This is a genomic window from Nonomuraea sp. NPDC003214, from assembly GCF_053590035.1.
The window spans coordinates 503,373-528,252 of record NZ_JBSFSX010000005.1; the positions used below are offsets into that span (position 1 = coordinate 503,373).

The window sequence follows — 24,880 nt, forward strand, 5'->3', positions numbered from 1 at the left end:
CCCAGGTCCTCACCCGTCCGGTACCCCGGTGGACGGGCGGAAACCTCAGGTCAGCCGGTGTGCGCGAGATCCAGGAACAGGGCGGCCGACCAGCCGAAGCCGCTGGTCGCCCGGCCCGCGCGGCGGCCGGTGCGCGGGTTCCAGTACTCGTACAGCCCGCCGCCGTCGCGGACCATCGCCAGCGTCCGCTCCCGCAGCTCGGCGGCCGTGTCCGGGTAGCCGGAGCGGCGCAGCCCCTCGATCAGCAGGTAGTTGACGTTCAGCCACACCGGGCCGCGCCACATCGCGTCCGGGTCGAACCGCGGGTCGTCGAACGCCACGGTCGGCACCGGCCGCTCGCCCCAGAACGACGGCGACGTCAGGTCCGCCACCAGCCGGTCCGCGACCTGCCGGGGGAGCCTGCCGGTGAGCAGCGGCATGAACTCCAGCGGCGTCCGCACGTCCGCCTCGCCCCCGCCCACCCGGGTGACGAAGCGGCGGCCGTTCCACCGGCGCTCGACCATGCGGTCCACCAGCGCCTGCGCCCTCTCCCGCCACGGGCCCGGGTCACGGCCGAGCACGGCGGCGATGTCGCCGAGCCGGTCGTACTGGAGCGCCAGGTAGGAGTTCAGGTCCGGCGGCTCGGCGCGCGGGCCGTGGTCCCAGATCGGGCTGTCGTCGAGGCCGGAGGAGTACGGGTGCAGGTACTCGGCCAGGCCGTCGCTGTCGGGGTCCGAACGGGTGAACCACCACTCCTGGGAGCGGGCGAGCGACTCGAACACCTCCGCCAGGAAGGCGGGGTCGGGGTCGGCCTCGTGGATCTTCCACACGGCCCAGGCGGTGAGCGGCGGCTTGGTGACCGGGACGACCGTGGGGTCCGGCGGGCCGCCGACGTGCTGGGCGAGCCTGGCCAGGTCGGAGCGGGGCAAGTCGGTGGTCTCGGCCAGCACGCCGTGGTCGTGCACCACGTCGGGGATCAGGCCGTCGGGGCGCTGGTTGTCGAGCAGGATGCGGATCTGCTCCCTGGCCAGGGCGGGGTCGGCGTGGCGGAGGGCGATGGCGTGGAAGTACGCATCCCAGTTCCATAAGCCGACATATCCGTACTTGGAGGGGATGAGGGATTCCCGGCCCCGGATCGGCACCAGGTTCACCGCCAGCGTCCACCACGCCTGCTCGGCCCGTTCCCGCAGGCCGGGCGGCACGGCGGGCATCCGGTCGAACCACGCCCGCCACCGCGCCCCGGCCGCCGCCACCACCGCCCCGCCATCCAACCCCGGCCCCTCGGGGAAGGCCCCTTCCGGGGAGGTCCCCTCCGGGGTGGAACCGTCCGGGGTGGAACCGTCCGGGGTGGAGCCGCTCGGGGTGGAGCCGCTCGGGGTGGAGCCGTCCGGGGTGGGGCCGTCCGGGGAGGAACCGCCTGGGGTGGGGGCGTCCGGGGTGGTGAGGGGGAGGACTCCGTCGATGGGGGCCTCGCCGCCGTCCCACACGGCGCGGGCGTCGCGGCCGGTGAGGACGAGCGTGTCCGGCCCGGCGAACGCCATCGTCACCCCGCCCGCGAACTCCACCCGGTCCGGCAGCGCGCGCCGTACCGGAAGCTCCCGATCGCCCGACAGGACCCGCAGCCCCGTCAGGACGGTCGCGTCGGCGAGCCGCGTCTCGTACAGCGCCCTGGCGATCCACAAGGACCCGTTGTCGGCCGCCATCACGAGCAGCCGGGAGCCCCGGTCGGTGAACGGGCGCTCGCGCAGATCCAGCATCAGCGGCCTCCCAGCCCGGACGCGGCCATCGAGTTGATGATCCTGCGCTGCCCGAACAGGAAGGCGATCAGCGTGGGCACCACCGCGATCGCGGAGGCGGCCAGGATCAGCCCGTAGTCCACGGCCATGCGCTGGCCGGAGAACTGGCTCAGCAGCAGCGGCACCGTGGCCAGCTCGGGGGAGTTCAGGAAGATCAGGGGGAAGAAGAACGAGTTCCAGGACGCCAGGAAGGCGATGATGCCGAGCGCGCCCAGGCCCGGCCGGATGTTCGGCAGCACCACGTTCCAGAAGCACCGCCAGCGCCCGGCGCCGTCGATCCTGGCGGCCTCCTCCAGTTCCACCGGGACGGCCCGGATGAACTGGCGCAGGAGGAAGACCGCGAACGGGTTCGCGACGGTGGGCACGATGAGCGACAGGTGGGAGTCGATCCACCCCAGCTCGGCCAGCATCAGGTAGAGCGGCACGACCGTCACCTGCGAGGGCACCATCTGGGTGGCCAGGAACACCACGAACAGCACCTCGGACCCGCGGAAGCGGATCCGGGCGAAGGCGTAGGCGGCCATGGCGGAGGTGAGCAGCGTCAGCGTGACGTTGATCGCGGCGATGTAGAAGCTGTTCCAGTACGCGAGGCCGAACGGCATGGCGCCGAGCGCGTCGGGATAGTTGGCCCAGCGCCACGGGTCGGGCAGCCAGGCCAGCGGGTCGTTCAGCATCTGGCGGACGCCCTTGAACGACGTCAGCAGCATCCAGACGAACGGGAACAGCATCGCCAGGCCGCCGACGGCGAGCGCGGCGTGCAGGGCTATCTGCCGGGGTCGCATGCGGGCCCCCTCACGAGTCGTAGTGGACGAGGCGCTTCTGCGCCGCGAACTGGACGAGGGTCACGAGCAGCGTCAGCACCAGCAGGATCAGCGCGGCGGCACTGCTCAGCCCGAACTGGAAGTCGCGGAAGCCCAGCTCGTACACCTGGTAGACGATGGTCCGCGCGCCGTCGTTGTCCTGGGGGTTGACCAGCACGTAGATCTGGTCGAACGCTTGGAACGAGCTGATCACGGCGACCACGGTGGAGAAGAAGATCGTCGGCGAGAGCAGCGGCAGCGTGACGGAGCGGAAGATCCGCACGGGGCCGGCGCCGTCCATGCGGGCGGCCTCGACGATCTGCGGCGGGATGGTCTGCAGCCCGGCCAGGAAGATCACCACGTTGAGGCCGAGCGACGACCAGATCGTCACCGCCGCGATGGCGACGATCACCCAGTCCGGATCGCCCAGCCAGTCGGGGGCGGTGATGCCGAACCACTGCTCCAGGCTCGTGTTGAGCACGCCGAACTCGTCGCCCGCGAGGATGATCTGCCACATCAGCGCGACGGCGACCGAGCTGGTGACCACCGGCAGGAAGTACAGCACCCGGTAGAAGCCGCTGCCCCGGACGTTGTTGAGCGCGACGGCGATCAGCAGCGCCAGGGCGAGCCCGGCGGGCACGGTGAGCAGCGCGAGCTTGACGGTGTTCCACACCGCGCGGCCGAACTGCGGGTCGGTGAGCACGGCGGCGAAGTTGGCCAGCCCCGCCCACTCCTTCTGGCCGAGTCCGTCCCAGTGCATGAACGCCAGCACCACGGCGAAGCACAGCGGCCCGACCAGGAACACGACCAGCGCGCTGACCTGCGGCGCCAGGAAGAACGCGGCCCACCAGCCGTCACGGTGGCGCACCCGGCCGGCGCGAGTCCCTGGGCGGGCGCTCCCGGTGCGGGGCCCGGTCCGGGCCCCGGTGTCGAGCGCCACGGCTAGCCCAGCTTGCTCTCGACGAGCGAGCCCAGCTCGGTCATGCCCTGGTCGAAGGGCACCTTGCCGGTCCACACCTTCATCAGGTGCTCGTTGATCGCGGCGGTGAGACCGGGCACGGCCACCTCCTCGGGGTAGTTCGCGAACCCGGTGTCACGCACGTCGAGGAACGTCTGCGCGTGCGCCGGGTAGCCGTCGGCCAGCACGATCTGCTCGGCGCCCTTGATCGACGGCACCGCGCCGCCGCTCTTGAGCCGGATGAGCTGGCCCTCCTTGCTGACGAACTCCGTCAGGAACGTGAACGCCTCCTCCGGCAGCTTCGTCTCCTTGTTGATCGACAGGTAGGAGGCGGCGACGGCGCCCGGCATCGGCTTGCCGTCGGGCGAGGGGAACGGCACGATGTCGTAGTCGGCCAGCTCGCCGCCCTTCTTCAGCGAGTCGATCATCCACCGGCCGCCGGCGTAGAAGCCCACCTTGTGCTTGAGGAACTGCGTGCTCGCGCCGTTGCTGGCGGGCAGCAGGTCGGCGCTGAGGAACGTCTTGTCCTGGTAGCCCTTGGCCAGCGTGCGCAGCGCCTCCACGGACTTGGCGTCGGTGGCGGCGACGAACTTACCGCCGTCCCACACCTTCCCGCCGAAGCCGTTGATCATCGAGTACGTGGAGCCGTACCAGTTCCAGAAGATGGAGCCGGCCTTCCCCGCGGCCTTGAGCTTGGCGTTCATGGCCAGGTACGTGTCCATCGTCCACTGGCCGGCCTCGTGCAGGGCGGCGGGGTCCTCGGCGATGCCGGCGTCCTTGAGCGCCTTCTTGTCGTACCAGAGCACCTCGGGGTTGGTGTCGTTGGGGACGCCGTAGATCTGGCCGTCCTTCTTCGCGCCGCCGTACACGCCCTCGAAGAAGTCGTCCGGGCGGCTCTTGGAGGAGGGCCCGGCGAGCTTGTCGTTGAGCGGGGAGAGCACGCCCGCGGCGACGAACTTGCCGACGTTGTCGTCGCCGACGAAGAACACGTCGGGCGCGGTCTTGCTGGTGAGCTGGGTGAGCAGCTTGGGGTGGTAGTCCTCGTACTTGGCGACCGACTCCAGCTTGAGCCGGATGTTCGGGTGGCGCTTCTGGAAGTCCTGGGTGAACGCCTCGTACAGCTTCAGGTCCTCGGCCGATCCCCAGGTGGACCAGCGGACGGTGACAGGGCCGTCGCCGGTGCCGGGGACGTTCCCGCCGCCGCTGCCGCTGCACGCGGTGGTCGCGAGGGCGAGCACGCCCAGGATTGCGAGGGCACGCCTCATGGTGGACTCCTTCGGGGGGTTGTGCGTGGGGGGTGGGGAGGTCAGGCGAGCCCGCCGCCGTCGACGACGAGGGCGGACCCGGTGACGTAGCTGGCGGCGTCGCTCGCCAGGAAGAGCACGGCCTGGGCGATCTCGTCGGGGCTGCCGGCGCGGCCCATCGGCCGGTCGGCGGCGTCGGCGTGGAAGGCCGTCCAGTCCTCGCCGAGCTGGCGCGCCTCGTCGCGCAGCATCGGCGTGTCGGTGTCGCCCGGGTTGACGGAGTTGACGCGGATGCCGGCCGCGGCGTGGTCGATGGCCAGGGCGCGGGTCATGTTCACCACGGCGGCCTTGGAGGCGCAGTAGGAGATGGCGTTGCCGCCGCCCTTGAGCCCCCACCCGGAGCCGGTGTTCACGATGGAGCCGCCGCCGGTCATCGCCGGGACGGCGTGCTTGCACATGAGGAAGACGGACCTGACGTTGACCGCCATGACCCGGTCCCACTCCTCCACGTCGAGGTCGAGCGCCGTGGTGCGGCGGATGATCCCGGCGTTGTTGAACAGCACGTGCAGGCCGCCGAACGTGTCGACGGCCGTGCGGACGACCTCGCGGCAGTCGTCGGAGGCCGACACGTCGGCGCGCACCGCCACGGCGGCGCCGCCCGCCTCCTCGATCGCCGCCGCCGTCGCCTCCGCGCCGGGCCCGTCGATGTCGGCCACCACCACGCGGGCGCCCTCGCGGGCGAACAGCAGGGCCGTGGCGCGGCCGATGCCGGACGCGCCGCCCGTGACGATCGCGACCTTGCCGTCGAGCGTGTTCATCCGTCGTACTCCTCACTTGCCGCGCTGAGGCGGTAGATCGTGCTCTCGCGGTGCCCGGTGATCACCCGGACGTGCCCGCTCAGTGTTCTGTCGAGGTCCTCGTCGCCGCTGTCGGCGAGCAGGGGGCGGCCGTTCAGCGCGGCGAGCTTGGGCTGGGTGGCCAGGACGAGCAGCGTGGCCCCGGAGGCCCTGAGCACCCGGGGCGAGATCTGCTGGTTGCCCCGGCCCAGGACGAATCCCTGCCCGCCGATCACCGACAGCACCACCACCGTCTTCCCCGGCCTGACCAGGCCGAACAGCTCGGCTTCCGGCACGTCGGCGGCGATCAGCCGGCCGTCGCCGACCACGTCCACGCCGAGCAGCGTCGTGGTCAGCCCCAGCTCGTCGCCGACCGCCCGGGTGGTGGCGCCGGGGCCGAGGACGTACCGGACGCCGGGTCGCATCCGGGACACGACCTCGCGGGCGATCGCGCCGACCGTGGCCGGGGGAGTGCCGGAGGAGCCGGTCTTGCGGCCGGAGAAGGCGGTGCGGGCCCGCGGGACGCGGACGGTCCCGTACAGGCGGGGGCCGACCAGGCCGCGCCGGTAGCCGTCCTCGTCCAGGTCGACGACCTCGGCCTCGGCGGTGGGGCCGGGCCGGAACCCGGCCGCCACCAGGCCCGCCGTGGCGGGGCTGACGGCGAAGCAGCCCGAGTAGACCTTGACCCCGGCGGGCACGCCGAGCACGGGCGGCGCCTGGTCGCCCAGCTCGCGCAGCGCGTCCAGCACGTCCCTGGCGGTGCCGTCGCCGCCCGCGAACAGCAGCAGGTCCACCCCGGCCAGCGCCGCCACGGCCCGCCGCGTGTCCTCCGCCGTGGTCACGGCCGGGGCGTCCGCGCCGCCGGGCCGGACGAGGGCGCAGGCGCCGCCGGCGGCGCGGACGGCGTGCTCGCCCATCGGGCCCGGCACCGTGACCAGGCGGGCCCCCGGGCGGCGGGCCAGCAGGGCGCGCACGGCCCGCGCCGCCCGCTCGGCCGCCCTGGGCACCGCGCCCCTGGCCAGGGCCGCGCGCTGCGCCGCGGCGCCGTCGCTGCCCTTGAGCCCGGCCGCGCCGCCCAGCCCGGCGACCGGGTTGACGACCAGCCCGATCGCCGGCTGCCCGGTCATGCCAGGTGCTTGCGCACGTAGGCGCGCCAGGTGGGCGCCCACTCCGCGGGGTCGTCGAGCGACGTCATGTCGATCTTGTGGACGGTCTGGTTGTACGGGGCCTCCTTGACGAAGGCCGGGTCGCTGCGGGCCTCGGACGCCACGTGCGCCAGGATGGCCGCGTACTCGTCGAGGTCCTCCTTGGAGTACGACTCGGTCGGCTCCAGCGTGAACGGCTCGGGCACCACGTACGGGTGGTGGCTCGTCCAGTAGTGCACGCCGAAGTCGGCGGCCCGCACGCCGATCTCCTCGGAGTGCACCCCGGTCTCCTCGGTGAGCTCCTGCCACGAGTAGCGCACCTGCTCGACCCGCCGCCGCCCCCAGGGCGCCGAAGCGCCGGGAATGTCGAGGATGCGGTGCATGAGGTAGTTGTTGTTGAGCACCGCCGTCTCGGCCACCTGCCGCAGCCCCTCGGCGCCCAGCGCCATGATCCACGCGTACGCGCGGACGATGTTCGGGGTGACGCCCAGGAACGGCCGCACCTTCCCGATCGACGCGGCCGGCGTCTCCAGCCGGTACGTCTCGCCGTCGAAGCCGACGACCGGGCCGGGCAGGAACGGCGCCAGCTCCTCGGAGACGCCGCACGCCCCCGCCGCCGGCCCGCCGCATGCGTGCGGCGTGGAGAACGTCTTGTGCAGGTTGAAGTGGCACAGGTCGAACCCGGCGTCACGGGCCCGGGTGATGCCCAGGATGCCGTTGGCGTTCGCCTGGTCGTAGCAGGCCAGCCCGCCCGCCTCGTGCACCAGGTCGACGAACTCCTGGATGCGCGGGTTGAAGATGCCCGTGTCCTCCGGGTTCGTGATCATCAGGGCGGCGGTGCGCGGGCCGACGGCCGCGCGCAGCGCCTCGATGTCCGGCAGCCCCTCGGCGTCCGGCATCAGCGTGATCACCTCGTACCCGGCGGTCTTGGCGCAGGCCGCGTTCGACGGGTGCGAGAACATCGTGGTGATGACCTGGTCGCGGTGGCTCTCGCCGCGCGAGGCGTGGTAGGCGCGGATCATCGCGATGTTGGCGTAGATGGCCGCCGACCCCGACCCCGGCTGCAGCGAGACCCGGGCCATCCCGGAGATCTCCGCCAGCATCCGCTCCAGCCGCCAGTAGAGCTCCAGCACGCCCTGCACGGTCTCCTCGGGCTGCAGCGGGTGCAGCTCCGCCACCATCCCGGCGAAGCGGTCGTTGACCTTCGGGCTGTACTTCATCGTGCAGGTGCCCTGGCCGACGTCGATGTTGAGGTCCACGCCCAGGTTCTCCTGCGACAGCCGCAGGTAGTGGCGCAGCACGTGCAGCTGCGACATCTCGGGCAGCTTCGGCGGCTCCGCCCGGCGCACCCCGTCGGGCAGCTCGACGGCCGGGGCGCCCGGCTCGGGCACGGCGACGCCGCGGCGGCCCGGCGACGACAGCTCGAAGATGATCGGCTCGTCCCATCGCGCCTGGTGGAAGCGGCGCAGCGGCGGCTTGGGGGCGACGGGGAGCTTGGCGAAGGACTCCGCGGGGTTCACAGCGTCTCCTGTACGGCTGCGGCGAGCCGGTCGATGTCGGCGATGGAGTGGCGTTCGGTCACGCAGACCAGGACGGTGGTGCCGTCGAGCGGGACGCCGCCGTAGATGCCGCGCTCGCGCAGCCCGGCGAGCAGGGCCGCGCTGGAGGGCACCTCGACGGCGAACTCGCGGAAGTGGACGGCCCCGGGGTGCAGCACGGTGACGTGCCGGGCCAGCGCGTCCATGGCGTAGCGGGTGCGGGCCAGGACGGTCTCGCCGACCTCCCGCATGCCCTGCGGGCCCATCAGCGCCAGGTAGACGCCGGCCGTGATGCCCCAGAGCGCGGCGGCGGTGCCCACCCACTCCTTGCCGTCCTCGCGGTGGGCGAAGGAGGTGCGGTCGTAGAAGACGTCGCCGAACCCGTACTCGCCCGGCACCTTGGTCGGCGCGATGCCGAACAGCCGCGACGGGAACTCCGCCACCAGCGGCTCGTGGTCGTGGGTGGCGATGTAGCCGGCGTGGCCGCCGCCGTAGTTCTGGTGGATGCCCAGCGACTGGATGTCGCCGCAGACGATGTCGGCCCCGTACGAGGCGGGCGGCGCCAGCACGCCGAGCGAGATCGGGTCGGCGCCCACCACGAGCAGCGCGCCGTGGGCGTGCGCCAGGTCGGCGAGCTCGCGCCCGCGCGTCTCGACGACGCCGTAGACGTTCGGCGTCTCCAGGTAGATCGCCGCGTACGAGCCGTCGAGGCCGGGCACCGCGATCTCGCCGTCGCGGCCGACCGGGGCGAGCGTCACCTCGACGTCCGGGGCGAGGAAGTCACGCAGCTTGCTCAGCTTGTCGGCGCTGATCGCGGCGCTGACCAGCACCTTCGACCGCCCGGTGTAGCGGCAGGCCATGCGCAGCGCGGTGCCCGCCGCCTGGAAGCCGTCGTAGGTGGGGACGTTGACGACGTCCATCTCCAGCAGCTCGCCCATCATGCTGACGTACTCGAACAGCGCCTGGAAGCGGCCGTGGTCCTCGTACGGCTCGCCCGCGTACGCGGTCAGGAACTCGCTCCTGGAGTTGACCTCGTCGCACACCGCGGGCACGTAGTGCGGGTAGCAGCCGTGGCCGAGGAAGCTCAGCGCCCGGTCCGTCCCGGTGTCGCGGCCGAGCAGGCCCTCCATGTGACGGACCAGGTCCTGCTCGGCGACGAACGGCGCGGGCAGGTCGAGCGGCCGGTTCAGGCGCAGCTCGGCGGGGATGTCGGCGTAGAACTCCTCGACGCTCGCCGCGCCGATCGCGGCGAGCATCTCGGCCCGCACGCCGGGTTCGGCGTTCGGGATGTACGGGTGCGTCACGTGTCTCCTTCGATCCTGAGCACTACGGCGTCGCGCGGCGCGAGCTCGATCTCGCCGCGCATGCGGGTCCGGGTCAGCAGGTCCGTGCCGGGCTCCGGCAGCGTGACCCGTCGCGGGGTGGTCGTGTGGTTGAGCAGGAACAGGTGGCGTTCGCGCCGGACGGCCTCGACGCCCGGCGGCACGTCGATCGACGCCACGCCCGGCAGGACGCGGCCGAGCACCGGCGTCACGTCGTCGAGCAGGCAGCTCACGTACGTGACCGAGCCCTTCCTGACGACGGCGGGCAGCCCGTCCAGGTCGCCGCCCTCGTAGCGGGCCAGGACCTCGGCGCCGTCGCGCGGGCGCAGCCACTCCGCCCAGGTGCGGGCCTGGCCCGTGCCGCCGTCCGCGTGGCGCACCCGCTGGGTGACGCCGTCGGGCAGCGGCCAGAACTCCTCGACGTCCACGCCGAGCAGGTCGCGCAGCGGGCCGGGCGGGCCGCCGGGGTGCACCTGGTCGGCCTCGTCGACCACGCCGCTGAACGGGCCCACGACCAGCTCGCCGGTGACCGTCGCGAGCGCCTTGGCCTGCTCGTCCGTGCACAGGTAGAGGTTCGGCACGATGACGGCGCGGTAGCCCGACAGGTCGCGGCCCGGCGGGACCAGGTCCACGGCGACGCCCCGGGCGTGCAGCGGCCGGTACCACGACAGCAGCAGCTCCTTGAGCCTGAGCCGGGCCGACGGCATCGACTCCGGCGCCTCCAGGCCCCACCAGCTGTCCCAGCCGAGCACGAGCGCCACCTCGGCGGGTGTGCCGGTGCCCGCGACCTCGGCCAGCCGCCGCAGGTCCGCGCCGAGCGCCAGCGTGTCGCGCCAGCCCCGGGTGCCGGTGCCGCCGTGGGGGAGGAGGGCCGAGTGGAACTTCTCCGGGCCGTAGCGGGCCTGGCGCCACTGGAAGAACATCACGCCGTCGGCGCCGTGCGCGACCGCCTGAAGGCTGTGCAGCCGCATCATGCCGGGCGGTTTGGGGACGTTCACCTCGCGCCAGGACACCGCCGACGGCGCCGACTCCAGCAGCAGCCACGGCCGGCCCTTGAGCGAGCGCATCAGGTCGTAGCTGAGCGCCACCGCCACGTGCGAGTCGGGGTCGGCCGGGTCGGGGTAGGCGTCGTCGCTCACCAGGTCCTCGGCCTCGGCCCACTTCCAGTAGTCGAGGCCGTGCAGGATGCTCATGAAGTTCGTGGTGACGGGGACGCCGGGGGTGCGCTCGCGCAGCACGTCGCGCTCCGCCGTGAACAGCTCCAGCAGCGCGTCGCTGCAGAACCGCCGCCAGTCGAGCAGCTGGGCCGGGTTGACCGGGCCGGGCGCCTGGCGCGGCGGCTCCACCTGGTCGATCGCGGTGTAGTGCTGGCCCCAGCAGGAGGTGCCCCAGGCCGCGTTGAGCCCGCCGACGTCGCCGTAGCGCTCGCGCAGCCAGGCGCGGAAGTGGCGGGCGGACTCGGGGCAGAAGCATTCGAGCGTGTGGTCGGCGTACTCGTTGCCGACATGCCACATCGCCAGCGCCGGGTGGTCGCCGTAGCGCTCCGCCATCGCCGCCGCCAGCCGTACGGCGTGCTCGCGGAAGACCGGCGAGCTGGGGCAGTAGCCCTGGCGGGAGCCGAACTCCAGCCGCACGCCCCGCGCGTCGACGGGCATGACCTCGGGGTGCTCGCGCACCAGCCACGGCGGCGGGGTCGCGGTGGCGGTCGCCAGGTCGGCGGCCACGCCGTGCTCGTGCAGCAGGCCGAGCACCCGGTCCAGCCAGCCGAAGTCGTACGATCCCCGGCTCGGCTCCAGGCGTGACCAGGAGAACACGGCGACGGTCGCCATGGTGACCCCGGCCTCGGCCATGAGCCGCACGTCCTCGGCCCAGACCTCCTCCGGCCACTGCTCAGGGTTGTAGTCGCCGCCGAACAGCAGCCCCGGCACTCGGGTCAGCCCCACTCCCGGCCTCCTTCCTGGGTCGTTCCAAAGCCATGTGATATTTTGTATTCAGAATTCATAGTGCAGCATTTTGTATCACGTCAAGAGGTAGAATCGGCCTCGCCACTAATCCCCGAAGGAGCGCCATGCCCATCGAGCGGCGACCGCTGCGCGAGCAGATCAGGGAAGAGCTGCTTGCCAGGATCGACCGCGGCGACTTCGTCGCCGGCACCGACATCAACGAGGCCGCTCTGGCCGGCGAGCTGGGAGTGAGCCGCACCCCGCTCCGCGAGGCCCTGATCACCCTCGCCGGCGAGGGAGTCCTGGAGAGCAACCAGGGCCGCGGCTTCCGCTTCGCGCCGGTCAGCCGCAAGGAGTTCCGGGAGCTGTGCGAGATCCTCGCCGCCCTGGAGGTGCTGGCCCTCGACTCGTCAGACCCGGCCCACCTGCGCCGCGTCGCGCCCGAGCTGCTCAGGCTGGCCCGCGAGTTCCCCGACCGGGTGGCCGAGCAGCAGGTCATAGAGCGTCACGACGACGAGTGGCACGACCTGCTGCTCAGCGGCTGCCGCAACGAACGCCTGCTGGACCTCATCACCAGCGTCAAGGCCGGGCTGCGGCGCTACGCCCACGTGCTGGCCGGTGACGAGACGCCCCTGGAGCGCGAGGCCGCCGAGCACCGCCGGGTGGCCGAGCTGCTGCTGGCCGGCGACCACGACCAGGCCGCCCAGGCACTGCGGGACAACTGGGTCAACGGGATGGAGCGCATGGTGTCCCGCATCCCCTCAACCGGCTGACCCGCCGGGGGTCTCGGACAGCAGGGACGCGAGGAAGTCGTCCAGCATGGCGGTCTGGGTGTCCGGCGGGAAGCGCTCGGCGTCGAAGAGGGCCTGCACGACGAGGCCGTGGACGAACGCGACCGCCGTGGCCGCCAGCCGGTCGAGGTCGGCCTCCGGGGGCAGCTCGCCGAGACGGCGCGCGGCCTCCAGGTGCGGGCGGATCGCCGCCCGCATGCGGACGTAGCGGCCGGCCTGGTCGGCGCGCAGCCCGTCGTCGGCCAGGGCCAGGTCCCAGGAGCTGACCCAGACGCGGTTGCGGGCGGCGTCGTCAGGCGTGAGCGGCAGGACGTCCAGCAGCACGGCCCGCAGCGCGGCGGCGCCCTCGGCCGGACGCGGGCGGCGCGGGCGCGCGGAGGTGTGCTGTTCGAGCAGGTGCAGGGCGTGCCCGACCAGGGCCCGCTTGGTGGGGAAGTAGTGCATGAGCATCCCCGTCGACACCCCCATCTCGGCGGCGACGGCCCGCAGGGTCAGCCCGCCGAACCCGTGAGCGGCCAGGATGCGCCAGACGGCCTGCGAGACGTCCTCGCGGCGGGCGTCGCGGTCTCCGGGTGCGGGCGGCATGGTGCTAGCTTACATACCGAACGCTCGTTACGTACCCCCGAGATCGAGGTTGCCCGTGTTCGCACTGCCGCTCGGCGACGACGCCCAGCTCCGCCCCCTGGAACCCTGGAACGCCGAGGAGTTCCTGGCCCACATCGACCGGGCGCGCCCCGACGTGGATCCGTGGATCCCGTGGGCGTCGCAGAGCATCGACCTCGCCTCCGCCACGGCCGTCCTGCAGCGCTACGCCGACAGGCAGGCCCAGGACAGCGGCCGCATCTACGGCATCTGGCTCGACGGCGTCCTGGTCGGCGGCGTCATGTTCACCAGCTTCGACGCCGCCACCGGGGTGTGCGAGATCGGCTGCTGGCTGGAGGCGGCCGGCACGGGCCGCGGCCTGGTCAACCGGGCCTGCCGCGCGCTCATCGACTGGGCGTTCACGCGGCGCGGGATGAGCCGGGTGGAGTGGTGGGTCTCGCCCGGCAACGCGCGCAGCATCGCGGCGGCGCGCAGGCTCGGCATGACCCGCGACGGCGTGCTGCGCGGACGCTACCCGTATCGCGGGGTGCGGCACGACAGCGAGGTCTGGTCGATCCTCGCCGACGAGTGGCCCGCCCCCTGACCCCCGCGGCGGCGGCCGGTCACGGCTGTCCCATAATGACACCCGTACCGTTTCATTACAGGCTGACGAAGGAGGGCACGGTGGTCGTGGAGCGCAAGCGGGGCCGGCCCACCGCGGACGAGCGGGAACGGCGCCGCGACGAGATCCTGGACGCCGCCGTGCGGCTGTTCGTCGCCGACGGCTACCAGGGCATGTCCATCGACAGGCTGGTGGCCGCCGCGAAGGTGACCAAGCGCACCGTCTACTCCTACGTCGGCGACAAGCCCGAGATCTTCGCCGCCGCCGTGGAGCGGCTGCGCCGGCGCACCCTGGAGCCCGTCGCGGGCGAGGACGAGACGCTGGCGCGGCTCGCCACCCGGATCGTGTTCACGCTGCATTCCGACGAGGCCGTCGGGCTGCACCGGCTCATGATCGCCGAGGCAGGCGCGTTCCCGGGCCTCGCGGCCAGGTTCTACCGCGAGGGCCCGGACGAGTACGTCGCGGCGCTGCTCACCCGGCTGCCCGAGCCGGACCCGGCGCTTGCGGAGGCCCTGTTCGCGCTGCTGCTCGGGGAGCCGCACCGCCGGCGCCTGCTCGGCCTGCTCCCGGCCCCCACCGAGAGCCGCGCCCGCGAGCAGGCCGCCGCCGCGCTGCGGCTGCTCGGGCTCGACCCCCACTGATCACGCAAGGAACGCCGGCGCCGGCGATGGACGGCGTCCGGCGAAGGAAGGTGCCCGCAATGTTGGACAACCCGGCTCGGCTGCGGTATCGCACGATCGACCTGGTCACGGTCGTGATGCTCGGTGTCGCGGTCGGCGTCGTGTTCTGGGGCTGGGACCAGCTCTATCACGTGCTGAGCGGCGCCGCGGCGTTCGCGTTCCCGCCGAGCAAAGGGATCTTCGGCGGCGCCTGGCTGCTCGGCGGCCTGCTCGGCGGGCTGATCGTCCGCAAGCCGGGGGCGGCGCTGCTGACCGAGGTGGTGGCCTCCTCGGTGGAGGCGTTGCTCGGCAACGGCTGGGGGTTCACCAACGTGATCTCCGGCGCCATCCAGGGCGCGGGCGCGGAGCTCGTGCTCGCCCTGTTCCTCTACCGGCGCTTCGGGCCCGTGGTGGCGATGCTCGCCGGCACGGTCGCGGCCGCCGGCGAGGCCCTGTACGAGTGGGCGGTGTACTACCCCGAATGGGCGCTCGGCTACAGGCTCGCCCACCTGGGCTTCTTCGGCGTCTCGGGAGCCCTGGTCGCCGGGCTCGGCGGCTGGGCGGTGGTGCGCTCGCTGGCGCGGACCGGGGCGCTGGACGCCTTCGGACCAGGGCGGGAGCACCACGATCGCGCCGCGGCGCGCCTGCGATGAGCCGGGCACGCGCCCGGCTGCGCGGCTTCGGCTGGTGGCCGCTCGGCCGGCCCGCGCCGGTCGTCGAGGGACTCGACCTCGACATCGGGGCCGGGGAGCGCGTCGGCCTCGTCGGCCCGAGCGGCGCGGGGAAGACGACCGTCATGCACGCGCTCGCCGGCGTGCTCGGCGAGGCCGTGCCCGGCAGGCGGAGCGGAGAGGTGCTGGTCGACGGCGGCATCGGCCTGGTGCTGCAGCATCCCGGCGCGGCGGTCGTGGCCGACCGCATCGGCCGGGACGTCGCCTTCGGCCCCGAGAACGCCGGGATGCCCCGGGACGAGATCTGGCGGCGCGTGCACGACAGCCTCGAACGGGTCGGCCTCACCTACCCGGTGGACCGGCCGACCTCCGCCCTGTCCGGCGGCGAACTGCAACGGCTCGCCCTCGCCGGCGTGCTGGCGCTGCGACCGGGACTCATGCTGCTCGACGAGCCCACCTCGATGCTCGACCCCGCCGCCGCCGCGGCCGTGCGGGCCGCGGTGGCGCACAGCCTGGCCGGCACCGGCGTCTCACTCGTGGTCGCCGACCACCACATCGGACCCTGGCTGCCCCACCTCGACCGGATCGTCGTCCTCGGCCGGGCCGGCGAAATCACGCACGCCGTAAGCCCGACCGCCTTCCGCGACCTGACCGGACCGCTCGTGCACACCGGGATCTGGATGCCGGACCTGCCGCCGCCCCGGCCGCAGCCGGTCGCGGACGCCCTGGTCGCGCCCGGCGGGCCGGGGCCGACGGTGCGCACGCGGGAGCTCGGCGTCGACCTCACCGTCCGCCGCCTGCGCGGGACCGTCACCGTGACGGCGCTCGACGCCGTCACGGCCACCCTCCCCCCGGGCCGGACCACCGTGCTCACGGGCCCGTCGGGCGCGGGCAAGTCCACGCTGGTCGCGGCGCTGGCCGGCCTCGTCCGCCCGGCCCGGGGCGAGATCACCGGGCTGCCCGCGCCGCCGCACCGGCTGCGGTCGGCCGCGCTCGCCCGCCTCGCCGGGTGGGTGCCGCAGCACCCCGAGCACGGGTTCCTCGCCGCCACCGTCCGGGCCGAGATCGCGCACACCGGCACGCGGCTCGGCATCCCGGTCGACCCGGAGGCGATCATGGACCTGCTCGGCCTCACCGCGCTCGCCGACGCGAGCCCGTACCGGCTCTCCGGCGGCGAGCAGCGGCGGCTCGCCCTCGCCGCCGCCCTCGCGCACCGGCCCCCGCTCGTCCTGCTCGACGAGCCCACGGTCGGGCAGGACCGCCACACCTGGGCCGCCGTCGCCGGGTGGGTGAGCGCGAGCGCCCGCGGCGGCGCCACCGTCGCGGTCTCCACCCACGACCCGCACCTGATCGGGCTCGCCGACCACCGGCACGCCCTCGACCCGGGGCGGGCCCGGTGACCGGCGTCCTGGCGCGCGTCAACCCGCTGGTGCTCATCGCCGTCAGCCTGCTGGCCCTCGTCGCGTCCCTGGGCATCCGGGACCTCACCGGCGCGGTGATCACCCTCGGCTGCTACCTGGTCGCCGGCGTGATCCTGCTCCCGGCGCGCTCCGGTCCGCCCGCCCGGTTCGCCGCCGTGGCCGCCGGGGCCCTCTCGGTCGCGTACTCCAGCTGGCTCCTCGGCGGCCGGCACCTGGAGGCCGCCGTCGTGGCCGGGCTCCGCATCGTCGTGCTCGCGCTTCCCGGAGCGGCCGTGGCGCCCCTGGTCGACCCGGCGGCGCTGGCCGGGCAGCTCGGCCAGCGCCTGCGGCTGCCGCACCGGTTCGCGGTCTCGCTCGCCGCCGCGCTGCACCGCTTCGACCAGCTCGGCCGGACCTGGCACGAGCTGGCCCGGGCGAGGCGGGCCCGCGGTTCCGGGCCCGGCCGGGGGCCCGTCTCGCGTGCGCGGTACGCGGCGTCGATCACGTTCGCGCTCCTCGTCGCCACCCTGCGCGACGCCACCGGCCTGGCCGTGGCCATGGACGCACGGGGGTTCGCCCGCGCCCGCACCCGCAGCTGGGCCGAGCCCGCGCCGTGGACCAAGGCCGACACCGCGGTGCTGCTCGCCGGCGTCGCCCTCGCCGCCGTGCCCCACGCCGTGGGGGCCCTCTTCGTACGCTGAACGCCGCCGGGCGGCCGTCAGCCGCGCGCCGCCGGCGGCGTGACGGCCCGGGCGAACAGGTCGGCGTGGCGCAGGGCGCGCTCGCGGGCCTTGCCGCGCTGGGCGGGGGTGGCGTCGTCGTGCAGCCACAGCACGCGGGCGTGCGCGATGGGCGACAGCAACGCGTACGCGAGGTCGTCCGCGTCGCCCAGGTCGTCGCGGATCAGCCCGTCGTCCAGCCAGCGCCGGAACAGCCCGGCCAGGTGCTCCAGGGAGGCGTCGATGGCGTCGGCGAGCGCGGGGTCGTGCATGAGCCCGTCGCGGGCGGCGAGGCTGGCGAGCCGGCGGCCCTCGGGGGTGTCCCAGGCGTCGAGGACGGCGGCGGCCAGGTCGCGCACGTAGGCGGCGGGGGAGTCCGCGGGCGTGGCGTCGAGCCCGGCGATGGCGGCGACCGTGATGTGCGGCCCGCCGAGCGCCAGGGCGGCTTCGAAGATCGCCTGCTTGCCGGGGAAGTGCGCGTACAGCACGCTCTCGCTCAGCCCGACCTCGCGGGCGATGGCGCGCACGGAGGTGCCGGCGTAGCCGTGCCGGGCGAACAGGGTGAGCGCGGCGCGCAGCAGCTCCGCCTTGGTGTCGCCGGCGTCGGCCTTGGCGGGGCGGCCGGGACGCCGGCGGGGTGCTGGCCGGTTCATGCCCCCACTCTATCGCTTGCAAATAATCGAACGTTCGCTTAGTTTCAGTGGGCATGAACGTCACCTTCGACCGCGAGATCGCCGAACGGCCGCCCGGATTCCAGGGACCCAATCTGACGCCCGCAGGGCTCGACTTCGTCCCGCGCGAGCTCGCCCCCGGCGTGCACGCGCTGATGGCCAACCTGCCGCCCAAGGACAACAGCGGCGTCATCGCCGGCACGGACGCCGCCCTGGTGATCGACTCCGGCATCACGCCGGGGATCGCCCGCAAGATCCAGCGCCTCGCCGCCGGTCTGACCCCGGCTCCCGTGCGCTACCTGGTCAACACGACCTACCACGGCGACCACACGTTCGGGAACGCCGCCTTCCCGGCCGACGTCACCATCGTGTCCCACCGGGCCAACCGCGACGCCATGACCGACCTCGGCCGGGAGAAGGCCATGCGCGCCGAGAGCATGTACGGCGACGACGCGCTGCTCGACGAGGTCACCACGTGGCGCAGGCCCGAGCTCGTCTTCGACTCCTCCTGTGAGATCGACCTCGGCGGCCAGGTGGTCGGGCTGCACTGGTTCGGGCAGGGCAACGGACCCGGCGACACCGTGGTCCACGTGCCGTCCGCCCGCGCCGCGTGGACCGGCAACTTCGTGGCCGTCGGCGGCATCGCCATGCTGCTGCAGGGCGGCCCGGGACCCTACCTGGCGGCGGTGCGCCGGATGCGGGACGCGCTGCCCGGCCTGGAACGGATCGTCCCCGGCCACGGCCCCGTCGGCAGCGCCCCGGTCGCCCTCGCTGAGCTGATCACGTACCTGGAACGGCTGGAGAGCGAGGTGGCGGAGGCCGTCCGCGCCGGGCTGAGGCTGGAGGAGACCTACGCCGCGTGCACGGACCCGTTCGAGCGCGGCCTGCCCGGCTCGCTCCTCGACGGCCTGGCCGCGTACGAGCTGCCGCCGGAGATCGCCCGTCCGCGCTTCCTCCACGCGGTGCGCGAGCTGCACCGCCTCAACGTCCTCGTCACCTACCGCGTGCACACCGGGTGACCTCACGGTGCGTGTCGCGCGGACCGCGGCGGGGCATGAGCAGGCTGGGGGCATCTCGGGGGGTGAGGTGGGCGAACAGCGCGGCGACGGCGCGTCCGAGGGCGACCACGGGCGGCGGCGGCCGGATGCGGGCCACGGGCAGGCCGGGCTCGGGCGGGCCGGTCTCGGGCGGGCCGGGCTCGGGCAGGTCGGGGAGCTGAACGAGCGGTTCGCGCGCCTGCTCGCGGCGGTCCTGGCGATCAGCTCCGAGCTGGAGCTCGACGCGGCGCTGCGCACCATCGTCGAGGTCTCGGCCGACCTGGTCGACGCCCGCTACGGCGCCCTCGGGGTGCTGAACGAGGAGGGCGAGTTCAGCGACCTGTTCACCAGCGGCGTCTCCGACGAGGTGCGCGAGGCCATCGGCCGGCTGCCGACCACGCACGGCCTGCTGGAGGAGCTCATCAGCCATCCGCGCCCGCTGCGCGTGGACGACGTGACGGCCCATCCCAAGTTCCGCGAGTTCCCCGAGGGGCATCCGGTGATGCGGACGCTGCTCGGGACGCCGATCCTGGTGCGCGGCACCGCGTACGGCAACATGTACTTCGCCGACAAGCGGTCCGGGGCGCCGTTCACCGGCGACGACGAGCGGGTCATCGCGGCGCTGGCCAGCGCGGCGGGCGTCGCCATCGAGAACGCCCGCCTGTACGCGCGGATCCGGCGCAGCACCGAGGAGTTCCAGCGCAGCCTGCTCCCACGGCTGCCCGAGCTGCCCGGCATGCAGGCGTGCGCCCGCTACCGTCCCTCCAAGACGGTCCCGCAGATCGGCGGCGACTGGTACGACGCGCTCGTGCTGCCCGACGGCGTGCCCTGCCTGATCGTCGGTGACGTGATGGGCCACGACATGCGCTCGGCCACCGTGATGAGCCGGATCAGCAACATGCTGCGGGTGCTCGCCTACGAGCAGTGCGAGCCGCCCTCCCGCATCCTGCAACGCCTGGACGAGGTGCTGCACGGCCTGCACGGCGGCCCGATGGCCACCGTCCTGCTGGGCCGCCTGGAGGAGCACGGCGACAGCGAGTGGCGGCTGCGCTGGAGCAGCGCCGGGCACCCGCCTCCGCTGCTGGTCCCGGCCGCCGGACCGGCCCGCTACCTGCGCGCCGACGGCGGCCATCCGCTCGGCGTCACCGCCGAGCTGCCCCGCCCGGACCACGAGCACGTCATCCCCGCCGGGTCCACCCTCGTCCTCTACACGGACGGGCTCATCGAGAACCCGGGGCACGGGCTGGACGAGGGCATGGACAGCCTGGCCAGGGCCGCCACCGAGCTGCGCCACCTGCCGGTCGACGAGATGTGCGAAGGGCTGCTGGGCCACCGGGACGGCGAGTTCACCGGCGACTTCACCGGCGACTTCACCGACGACGTCGCCCTGCTCGCCCTCCGCCTCGCCGAACCGGCCACGCTCTGCGGCGGCGCCTGAGCCCGCAGCGCCTGCGCGCGGGTGCTCAGGAGCCGGTACGCGCCGCCGTCCAGCAGTCGGTCTTCCCCGGGCGGCCGCAGTCCGCCAGCCGGTCGAGCGCCTCGGCCAGGCCGGCGGTGCGCGCGTTGCCGGGGTCGTTGTGCTCCTGGTGGGGGTCGGTGGCGGTGTTGTAGTACTCGGGCTCGGCCACGCCCCGGTACTCGACGTACAGCTCGTCGGCCGTTCGCACGGCGGCGTAGTCGGGCGGCCCGCCGTTGCCGCGCTTGAGGTCGTCGGCGTCCGGGTCGGGCCTGCCCTCCGCGGCCGGGTCCGGCCTGACGTGCTCGATCAGGGCGGCGTCGCGCCACTCCTTCGGCCGGTGCCCGGAGATGAGCGGCAGGAGGCTGCGGCCGTCACGGCTGTCACGCCGCGCCGGGTCCACCCCGGCGATGTCGAGGAAGGTCGCGAACAGGTCCACGTTCTGCGCGATCGCGCCGGTGACCAGGTCGCCGTGCCGCCCGGCGGCCGGGCGCTTGACCAGCAGCGGCACCCGTACGTCATGGTCGTAGGCCGTGGACTTGCCGCGCACCAGCCGGTGCTGGCCCAGGTGGAAGCCGTTGTCGGAGGTGAACACCACGTAGGTGTTGCGCCGCTCGGCGGGCGTGAGCGCCGACAGGACGCGTTCCACCATGTCGTCGACCGCCTGCACCATGCGGACGCGGTCACGGAAGTCCGTGCGCAGCTCCTTGGTGAGCTCGGGGCCGATGGGCTGCCGGCGCACCCAGGCCGGCTTGTCGGAGGTGTCCTCGTCGAAGGCGGGCAGCGAGGTGACGTCCACGGTGTCGCAGTCGACGCCGCCGCAGTCGCCGTTCGGGAACTGCCCGGCCGGCCACTGCTTCTTCGGCCGGTCCCGGTACGCGGGCGGGAAGCGGGGCTCCTTCTGGCCCGGCTTGACGTTGACCCTGGAGTGCGGGGAGAACGGCGCGACCTGGAGGAAGAACGGCTTGCCCGGCGCGTGCTCGCGCGAGCGCTCCAGGAACTTGACCGCGCGCCGGCCCAGCACGTCCACCAGGTAGTCGCCGCCGGAGGCGATCGGCTTGCGCCCCGGGGTCTCCTCCTCGATGTAGCCGGTGAGCCGGTAGCGGAACTCGTTGTAGCCGCCGCCCGCGGACACGTGCCACTCGGCCCAGCCCGGCGGCACCTGGTAGCCGGCTTCGGCCGGGTACTCGTTGATGTACTTGCCCAGGTAGCCGGTGCGGTAGCCCGCCCTGCGCAGCTCGGTCGCGTACGTGCGGCCCTCGTGCTTGGCGAACGCCGCGTGGCCGCCCCGGTCGGCGCCCTGGTTCGTCTGCACGCCGGTGTTGTGCGGGAACTCGCCGGTGAACGTCGAGGCGCGCGACGGGCAGCACAGCGAGTTGGACACGTAGTAGTTGCTGAACGTCGTGCCGTCCGTGGCGAGGCTCTTGACCGTGTCCATGTAGTTCAGCAGGTCGGCCGACATGTCGTCGACGAGGAAGAACACGATGTTCGGCTGCTTGGGCCGCTCCGCTTGTGCACTCCCTTGGGCGGCGGTCTCTTGGGCGCTCGCCGGCGCTGTGCCGGAGAGCGCCAGCGCGACGGCGGCGGCCGCCGCGGCGAGGCGTTTGCTGGGGATTCGCATGATCAGGGGGCTCTTTACTGTCGGTGCATTCGGGGTGTAAGCACACTAATCACGCATTTGACGTCCTCGCACCAGAAAGCCTCTCAGGGGTTTCTGGGAACCGTGGCAGGCTGGGACGCATGAGAGTCCTGATCCTCGGCGGCACCAGGTTCACCGGCAGGCGGATCACCGAACGGCTGTCCGCGCGCGGCGACGACGTCCTGGCCGTCCACCGCGGCAACACCCCGCTGCCCGACCTGCCCGGCGTCGCCCACCTGCTCACCGACCGGCACGACCTGGCCCGCCACGCCGGCGCCGTGCGCGACTTCGCCCCCGAGGCGATCGTCGACTCTTACGCGCTGACCGCCGCCGACGTGGACGCCGTGCTGCCCGTCCTGCCCGACGTGCCCGCCGTGGTGCTGTCCAGCGTCGACGTTTACCAGGCGTTCACCGGGCTCAACACCGGCCGCGAGCTCGCCGCGATGCCCATCGACGAGGACTCCGAGCTGCGCCGCGAACGCTACCCCTACCGAGGCGCCGGGCTGCCCGGCGTCCCCGACGACTACGACAAGCTCGACGTCGAGGAACGCTGGCTGCCGCGCGGCGCCGTCGTCCTCCGCCTGCCCATGATCTACGGGCCGCACGACGCGCAACGCCGCGAGGACGTCATCCTGCGCCGCGTCCGCGCCGGCCGCGACCGCATCCCCGTCGGCGCCGCCAACCTCCTCTGGACCCGGCTGCACGTCGACGACCTCGCCTCCGCCGTCCTCGCCGCCCTCGACAGCCGGGCCGCCGACGGGCAGGCCCTCACCATCGGCGAATCGCGCACGCTCACCTTCGGCGGCTGGTTCCGGCAGATCCTCGACGCGGCCGGCTCCTCCGCCGAGCTCGTCCGCGTCCCCGACCACGCCCTGCCGCCCGCCCTGGCACTCGCCGGCGCCCCGGCCCAGCACGCCCTCGTCTCCTCCCACCGGGCCGCCGCCCTGCTCGGCTGGTCCGCCGCCGACCCCGCCACGCGCGTCGCCGAGTCCGTCCGCTGGCACCTCGCCCACCCGTCCCCGAACCCCTGGACCCCGGAGGAAGCCGCGGCCGACGACGCCGCCCTGGCCGCCGCCACCCCCTGACCTGCTCTCCCGGCCAGGGGGCCATTCCGTACGGGAGGGACGCCCCCGTGGGGAGGGCGCGCGTACGGAAGGGAGGCCCCGGGGAGGGCGCGCGTACGGAAGGGAGGCCCCGGGGAGGGTGCGCGTACGGAAGGGAGGCCCCGGGGAGGGTGCGCGTACGGAAGGGAGGGCGCGCGCGTACGGGAGGGAACCCCGGTGGGGCGGCGCGCTCGCGCTCTGAACGCGCGCCCTGTACGCGGGCGCGCGCCTCTCGGCGGCACGCGCTTCCGGGCGGGCGTGGGGGAGGGCGGAAAGGGATCGGCCCGGATGACCGGTTCGTGCCCGTAAGGGTGTGGGAGCGCTCCCAACCCCCGTCCTGACAGTGGCGCAATTGGGGGTGAAAAGGTTGACTCGCCCGCTGAGGCGACCCTAGCGTTTCGTTTTGGGAGCGATCCCATGATCTTGGACGGGGCCCTGATCGGTCAGGCGCCCAGGTCGTCGAAACCCCTTCGCAGGCGATGAGCGCCACAGGAGGCGCAAGGTCCTTCTCTCGCTTGGTGACGGGCGTCCATTCCGCGCAACGAGGAGAATTGATATGGCGATGTCCGGCGTGCTCGAAACGGAGGTCATGCGGCTGTGGTCGGAGATCCTCGGGGTCGAGGTCACCTCCGCTGACCAGGACTTCTTCGAGCTGGGCGGCCAGTCGCTGGCGATGGTCCAGTTCCTGGCGATGGTGGAGAGCGAGTTCCGGGTCGAGCTGCCGGTGGAGGTGCTCTTCGTCGAGGGGCTGACGGTCGCCGAGGCGGCGCGGGCCATCGGGGAGCACTCTTGACCGGCGTCGTCCTGGTCACCCACGGCACGCACGGCGACGTGCTGCCGTTCGTGGGCCTGGGGCGGGTGCTGCGCGAGCGCGGGCACCGGGTGGAGCTTCTCACTCATGCGCCGTTCGAGGCGGTGGCCCGGCGGGCCGGGCTGGAGTTCACGGCCATCGACACCGAGCGTGACTACGAGCGCTACCTGGCGGACACGCCGATGCTGCTGGGCGCCGGGATGGACCGGTGGCGGCGCTTCTACGACGCGATCGGGCTGTTCGACCAGATCGCGTACGAGTGCGAGGTGCTCAAGGCCAGGCACGTGCCGGGGGAGACGGTGTTCGTGGGGCGGCACACGACGGCGGTCTCCACGCTGTTCGCCGGTGAGGCGCTGGGCGTGCCGGTCGCGTGGGTGGCGGTGACGCCGGTGCAGTACATGTCCGAGCGGCCCGCCGTGCACATGTACCGGGAGACGATGGCCGACCGGCTCGACACCGTACGGGCCACGCTGGGGCTGGGCCCGGTCGGCGACTGGGGCGCCTGGTTCACCTCGGCCGGGCTGCATCTGGGGCTGTGGCCGGACTGGTTCGACCGGGCCGGGATCGCGGCGCCCGCGCGGGCGCGGCTGACCGGGGCGCCCTACGGCGACGACACGTTCGCCGACCCCGTGCCGACGGAGGCGGAGCGCCTGCTGGAGCGGGGTGCGGTGATCGTGACGGGCGGGACGGGACGCATGATCCACGAGCGGTTCTACCCGGCCGCCGTGGCGGCGTGCGCCGAGGCGGGGGTGCCGGCCCTGGTGGTGGCGCGGCATCGCGACCTGGTGCCCGACCGGCTGCCCGAGGGTGTCGCGTGGTTCCCGCACCTGCCCTTCCACCGGGTGATGGCACGTGCCAGGGCGGTGCTGCACCACGGCGGCATCGGCACCGTCGTCAGGGCGGTGGCGGCCGGGGTGCCGCAGGTGCTGCTGGCGCACGGTTTCGACCGTTCCGACAACGGCATGCGCCTGGCCAGGCTGGGGCTCGGGTCCTGGCTGCCCGAGCGGCGGTGGACCACGGGCGAGATCGTTCCACTGCTGCGCGCGGCGCTGGCCGACGACGGTTACGCCGCCCGGGTGGCCCCGTACGAGCAGTCCGCCCAGCCGGGGCTGCGGGCCGCCGCACAGGCCGTGGAAGAGCTGCTGGAAAGCTGAGGAG

Annotated in this window: 23 protein-coding genes; 11 read left to right on the forward strand and 12 right to left on the reverse strand. The window is 73.6% G+C overall.

What is annotated here, in order from left to right; translation table 11 throughout:
* Positions 1-50 precede the first annotated feature (50 nt).
* From ACWDXC_RS18085 to ACWDXC_RS18125, 9 genes are read right to left on the reverse strand one after another with little or no spacing between them, the layout of a single operon-like run.
* On the reverse strand, positions 51-1,736 hold the full coding sequence (locus tag ACWDXC_RS18085) for an amylo-alpha-1,6-glucosidase (protein WP_449982996.1): 1,686 nt from the start codon (positions 1,734-1,736) through the stop codon (positions 51-53).
* Positions 1,736-2,557 carry a carbohydrate ABC transporter permease gene (locus ACWDXC_RS18090; protein WP_357592334.1) on the reverse strand — a complete coding sequence of 274 codons (822 nt, stop codon included), beginning with the start codon at positions 2,555-2,557 and terminating at the stop codon, positions 1,736-1,738. Before ACWDXC_RS18090 ends, ACWDXC_RS18085 begins: the two co-directional genes overlap by 1 nt.
* A 10-nt stretch (positions 2,558-2,567) precedes the next feature.
* Positions 2,568-3,515: a carbohydrate ABC transporter permease gene (locus tag ACWDXC_RS18095; protein WP_449982999.1), complete on the reverse strand. Its 948-nt coding sequence runs from the start codon at positions 3,513-3,515 to the stop codon at positions 2,568-2,570.
* Positions 3,516-3,517: 2 nt separating this feature from the next.
* Entirely contained in the window at positions 3,518-4,798 is a 1,281-nt protein-coding gene (locus ACWDXC_RS18100; protein WP_375071921.1) for an ABC transporter substrate-binding protein, read from the reverse strand.
* A 41-nt stretch (positions 4,799-4,839) separates the two neighbouring features.
* Positions 4,840-5,595, reverse strand: coding sequence for an SDR family NAD(P)-dependent oxidoreductase (locus tag ACWDXC_RS18105; protein WP_449983002.1), 756 nt, complete (start codon positions 5,593-5,595; stop codon positions 4,840-4,842).
* Entirely contained in the window at positions 5,592-6,740 is a 1,149-nt protein-coding gene (locus tag ACWDXC_RS18110) for an ATP-NAD kinase family protein (RefSeq protein WP_449983005.1), read from the reverse strand. Before ACWDXC_RS18110 ends, ACWDXC_RS18105 begins: the two co-directional genes overlap by 4 nt.
* Positions 6,737-8,278 (reverse strand): aminomethyl-transferring glycine dehydrogenase subunit GcvPB, encoded by a 1,542-nt coding sequence (gcvPB, locus tag ACWDXC_RS18115; RefSeq protein ID WP_449983009.1) that lies wholly within the window; start codon positions 8,276-8,278, stop codon positions 6,737-6,739. The genes ACWDXC_RS18110 and gcvPB overlap by 4 nt, the downstream gene beginning before the upstream one ends.
* On the reverse strand, positions 8,275-9,600 hold the full coding sequence (gcvPA, locus tag ACWDXC_RS18120; protein WP_449983012.1) for an aminomethyl-transferring glycine dehydrogenase subunit GcvPA: 1,326 nt from the start codon (positions 9,598-9,600) through the stop codon (positions 8,275-8,277). Before gcvPA ends, gcvPB begins: the two co-directional genes overlap by 4 nt.
* A complete protein-coding gene (locus tag ACWDXC_RS18125; protein ID WP_449983015.1) occupies positions 9,597-11,561 on the reverse strand; it encodes a beta-galactosidase in 1,965 nt (654 codons plus the stop codon). Before ACWDXC_RS18125 ends, gcvPA begins: the two co-directional genes overlap by 4 nt.
* Before the next feature lie 125 nt (positions 11,562-11,686).
* Here ACWDXC_RS18125 and ACWDXC_RS18130 point away from each other — a divergent pair, with 125 nt between their 5' ends.
* A complete protein-coding gene (locus tag ACWDXC_RS18130) occupies positions 11,687-12,334 on the forward strand; it encodes a GntR family transcriptional regulator (RefSeq protein WP_449983018.1) in 648 nt (215 codons plus the stop codon).
* Here the strand turns inward: ACWDXC_RS18130 and ACWDXC_RS18135 are convergent.
* Complete coding sequence (locus tag ACWDXC_RS18135) at positions 12,323-12,937, reverse strand: TetR/AcrR family transcriptional regulator (protein ID WP_364181240.1); 615 nt, start codon at positions 12,935-12,937, stop codon at positions 12,323-12,325. The genes ACWDXC_RS18130 and ACWDXC_RS18135 overlap by 12 nt on opposite strands.
* Before the next feature lie 55 nt (positions 12,938-12,992).
* Between ACWDXC_RS18135 and ACWDXC_RS18140 the strand changes: the two genes are divergently transcribed.
* The 5 genes from ACWDXC_RS18140 (at position 12,993) to ACWDXC_RS18160 (ending at position 16,987) form a co-directional block, all read left to right on the forward strand.
* Positions 12,993-13,538 carry a GNAT family N-acetyltransferase gene (locus ACWDXC_RS18140; RefSeq protein ID WP_449983021.1) on the forward strand — a complete coding sequence of 182 codons (546 nt, stop codon included), beginning with the start codon at positions 12,993-12,995 and terminating at the stop codon, positions 13,536-13,538.
* An 80-nt stretch (positions 13,539-13,618) separates the two neighbouring features.
* On the forward strand, positions 13,619-14,197 hold the full coding sequence (locus tag ACWDXC_RS18145) for a TetR/AcrR family transcriptional regulator (RefSeq protein ID WP_357593590.1): 579 nt from the start codon (positions 13,619-13,621) through the stop codon (positions 14,195-14,197).
* A gap of 59 nt (positions 14,198-14,256) precedes the next feature.
* Positions 14,257-14,868 carry an ECF transporter S component gene (locus tag ACWDXC_RS18150; RefSeq protein WP_364181231.1) on the forward strand — a complete coding sequence of 204 codons (612 nt, stop codon included), beginning with the start codon at positions 14,257-14,259 and terminating at the stop codon, positions 14,866-14,868.
* A complete protein-coding gene (locus tag ACWDXC_RS18155) occupies positions 14,865-16,286 on the forward strand; it encodes an ATP-binding cassette domain-containing protein (protein WP_449983024.1) in 1,422 nt (473 codons plus the stop codon). Before ACWDXC_RS18150 ends, ACWDXC_RS18155 begins: the two co-directional genes overlap by 4 nt.
* Entirely contained in the window at positions 16,283-16,987 is a 705-nt protein-coding gene (locus tag ACWDXC_RS18160) for an energy-coupling factor transporter transmembrane component T (RefSeq protein ID WP_449983027.1), read from the forward strand. The genes ACWDXC_RS18155 and ACWDXC_RS18160 overlap by 4 nt, the downstream gene beginning before the upstream one ends.
* Before the next feature lie 17 nt (positions 16,988-17,004).
* On the opposite strand, the gene ACWDXC_RS18165 is transcribed toward ACWDXC_RS18160, so the two are convergent.
* Positions 17,005-17,658, reverse strand: a complete 654-nt coding sequence (locus ACWDXC_RS18165) for a TetR/AcrR family transcriptional regulator (RefSeq protein WP_449983030.1) — start codon at positions 17,656-17,658, stop codon at positions 17,005-17,007.
* Between the two features lie 53 nt (positions 17,659-17,711).
* Between ACWDXC_RS18165 and ACWDXC_RS18170 the strand changes: the two genes are divergently transcribed.
* Both ACWDXC_RS18170 and ACWDXC_RS18175 read left to right on the forward strand, forming a co-directional pair.
* Positions 17,712-18,695 carry an MBL fold metallo-hydrolase gene (locus ACWDXC_RS18170; RefSeq protein ID WP_449983032.1) on the forward strand — a complete coding sequence of 328 codons (984 nt, stop codon included), beginning with the start codon at positions 17,712-17,714 and terminating at the stop codon, positions 18,693-18,695.
* 67 nt (positions 18,696-18,762) lie between these two features.
* A complete protein-coding gene (locus ACWDXC_RS18175) occupies positions 18,763-20,151 on the forward strand; it encodes a PP2C family protein-serine/threonine phosphatase (protein WP_449983035.1) in 1,389 nt (462 codons plus the stop codon).
* Positions 20,152-20,176: 25 nt separating this feature from the next.
* Here ACWDXC_RS18175 and ACWDXC_RS18180 read toward each other — a convergent pair whose 3' ends face one another.
* Positions 20,177-21,790, reverse strand: coding sequence for a sulfatase family protein (locus ACWDXC_RS18180; protein ID WP_449983037.1), 1,614 nt, complete (start codon positions 21,788-21,790; stop codon positions 20,177-20,179).
* Positions 21,791-21,909: 119 nt separating this feature from the next.
* Between ACWDXC_RS18180 and ACWDXC_RS18185 the strand changes: the two genes are divergently transcribed.
* From ACWDXC_RS18185 to ACWDXC_RS18195, 3 genes are all read left to right on the forward strand, one after another.
* Positions 21,910-22,893, forward strand: coding sequence for an NAD-dependent epimerase/dehydratase family protein (locus tag ACWDXC_RS18185; protein ID WP_449983040.1), 984 nt, complete (start codon positions 21,910-21,912; stop codon positions 22,891-22,893).
* 574 nt (positions 22,894-23,467) lie between these two features.
* A complete protein-coding gene (locus tag ACWDXC_RS18190) occupies positions 23,468-23,704 on the forward strand; it encodes a phosphopantetheine-binding protein (RefSeq protein ID WP_364181208.1) in 237 nt (78 codons plus the stop codon).
* Positions 23,701-24,876, forward strand: a complete 1,176-nt coding sequence (locus tag ACWDXC_RS18195) for a glycosyltransferase (protein WP_449983043.1) — start codon at positions 23,701-23,703, stop codon at positions 24,874-24,876. The genes ACWDXC_RS18190 and ACWDXC_RS18195 overlap by 4 nt, the downstream gene beginning before the upstream one ends.
* The last annotated feature ends 4 nt before the right edge of the window (positions 24,877-24,880 follow it).

What these genes read in the sequence shown, in the direction of transcription:
- ACWDXC_RS18085 (WP_449982996.1), bottom strand. Translation starts at nt 1,736, where the DNA reads ATGCTGGATCTGCGCGAGCGCCCGTTCACCGACCGGGGCTCCCGGCTG.
- ACWDXC_RS18180 (WP_449983037.1), bottom strand. Translation starts at nt 21,790, where the DNA reads ATGCGAATCCCCAGCAAACGCCTCGCCGCGGCGGCCGCCGCCGTCGCG.
- ACWDXC_RS18090 (WP_357592334.1), bottom strand. Translation starts at nt 2,557, where the DNA reads ATGCGACCCCGGCAGATAGCCCTGCACGCCGCGCTCGCCGTCGGCGGC.
- ACWDXC_RS18150 (WP_364181231.1), top strand. Translation starts at nt 14,257, where the DNA reads ATGTTGGACAACCCGGCTCGGCTGCGGTATCGCACGATCGACCTGGTC.
- ACWDXC_RS18170 (WP_449983032.1), top strand. Translation starts at nt 17,712, where the DNA reads ATGAACGTCACCTTCGACCGCGAGATCGCCGAACGGCCGCCCGGATTC.
- ACWDXC_RS18190 (WP_364181208.1), top strand. Translation starts at nt 23,468, where the DNA reads ATGGCGATGTCCGGCGTGCTCGAAACGGAGGTCATGCGGCTGTGGTCG.
- ACWDXC_RS18110 (WP_449983005.1), bottom strand. Translation starts at nt 6,740, where the DNA reads ATGACCGGGCAGCCGGCGATCGGGCTGGTCGTCAACCCGGTCGCCGGG.
- ACWDXC_RS18155 (WP_449983024.1), top strand. Translation starts at nt 14,865, where the DNA reads ATGAGCCGGGCACGCGCCCGGCTGCGCGGCTTCGGCTGGTGGCCGCTC.
- ACWDXC_RS18100 (WP_375071921.1), bottom strand. Translation starts at nt 4,798, where the DNA reads ATGAGGCGTGCCCTCGCAATCCTGGGCGTGCTCGCCCTCGCGACCACC.
- ACWDXC_RS18165 (WP_449983030.1), bottom strand. Translation starts at nt 17,658, where the DNA reads ATGAACCGGCCAGCACCCCGCCGGCGTCCCGGCCGCCCCGCCAAGGCC.
- ACWDXC_RS18185 (WP_449983040.1), top strand. Translation starts at nt 21,910, where the DNA reads ATGAGAGTCCTGATCCTCGGCGGCACCAGGTTCACCGGCAGGCGGATC.
- ACWDXC_RS18130 (WP_449983018.1), top strand. Translation starts at nt 11,687, where the DNA reads ATGCCCATCGAGCGGCGACCGCTGCGCGAGCAGATCAGGGAAGAGCTG.
- ACWDXC_RS18105 (WP_449983002.1), bottom strand. Translation starts at nt 5,595, where the DNA reads ATGAACACGCTCGACGGCAAGGTCGCGATCGTCACGGGCGGCGCGTCC.
- ACWDXC_RS18135 (WP_364181240.1), bottom strand. Translation starts at nt 12,937, where the DNA reads ATGCCGCCCGCACCCGGAGACCGCGACGCCCGCCGCGAGGACGTCTCG.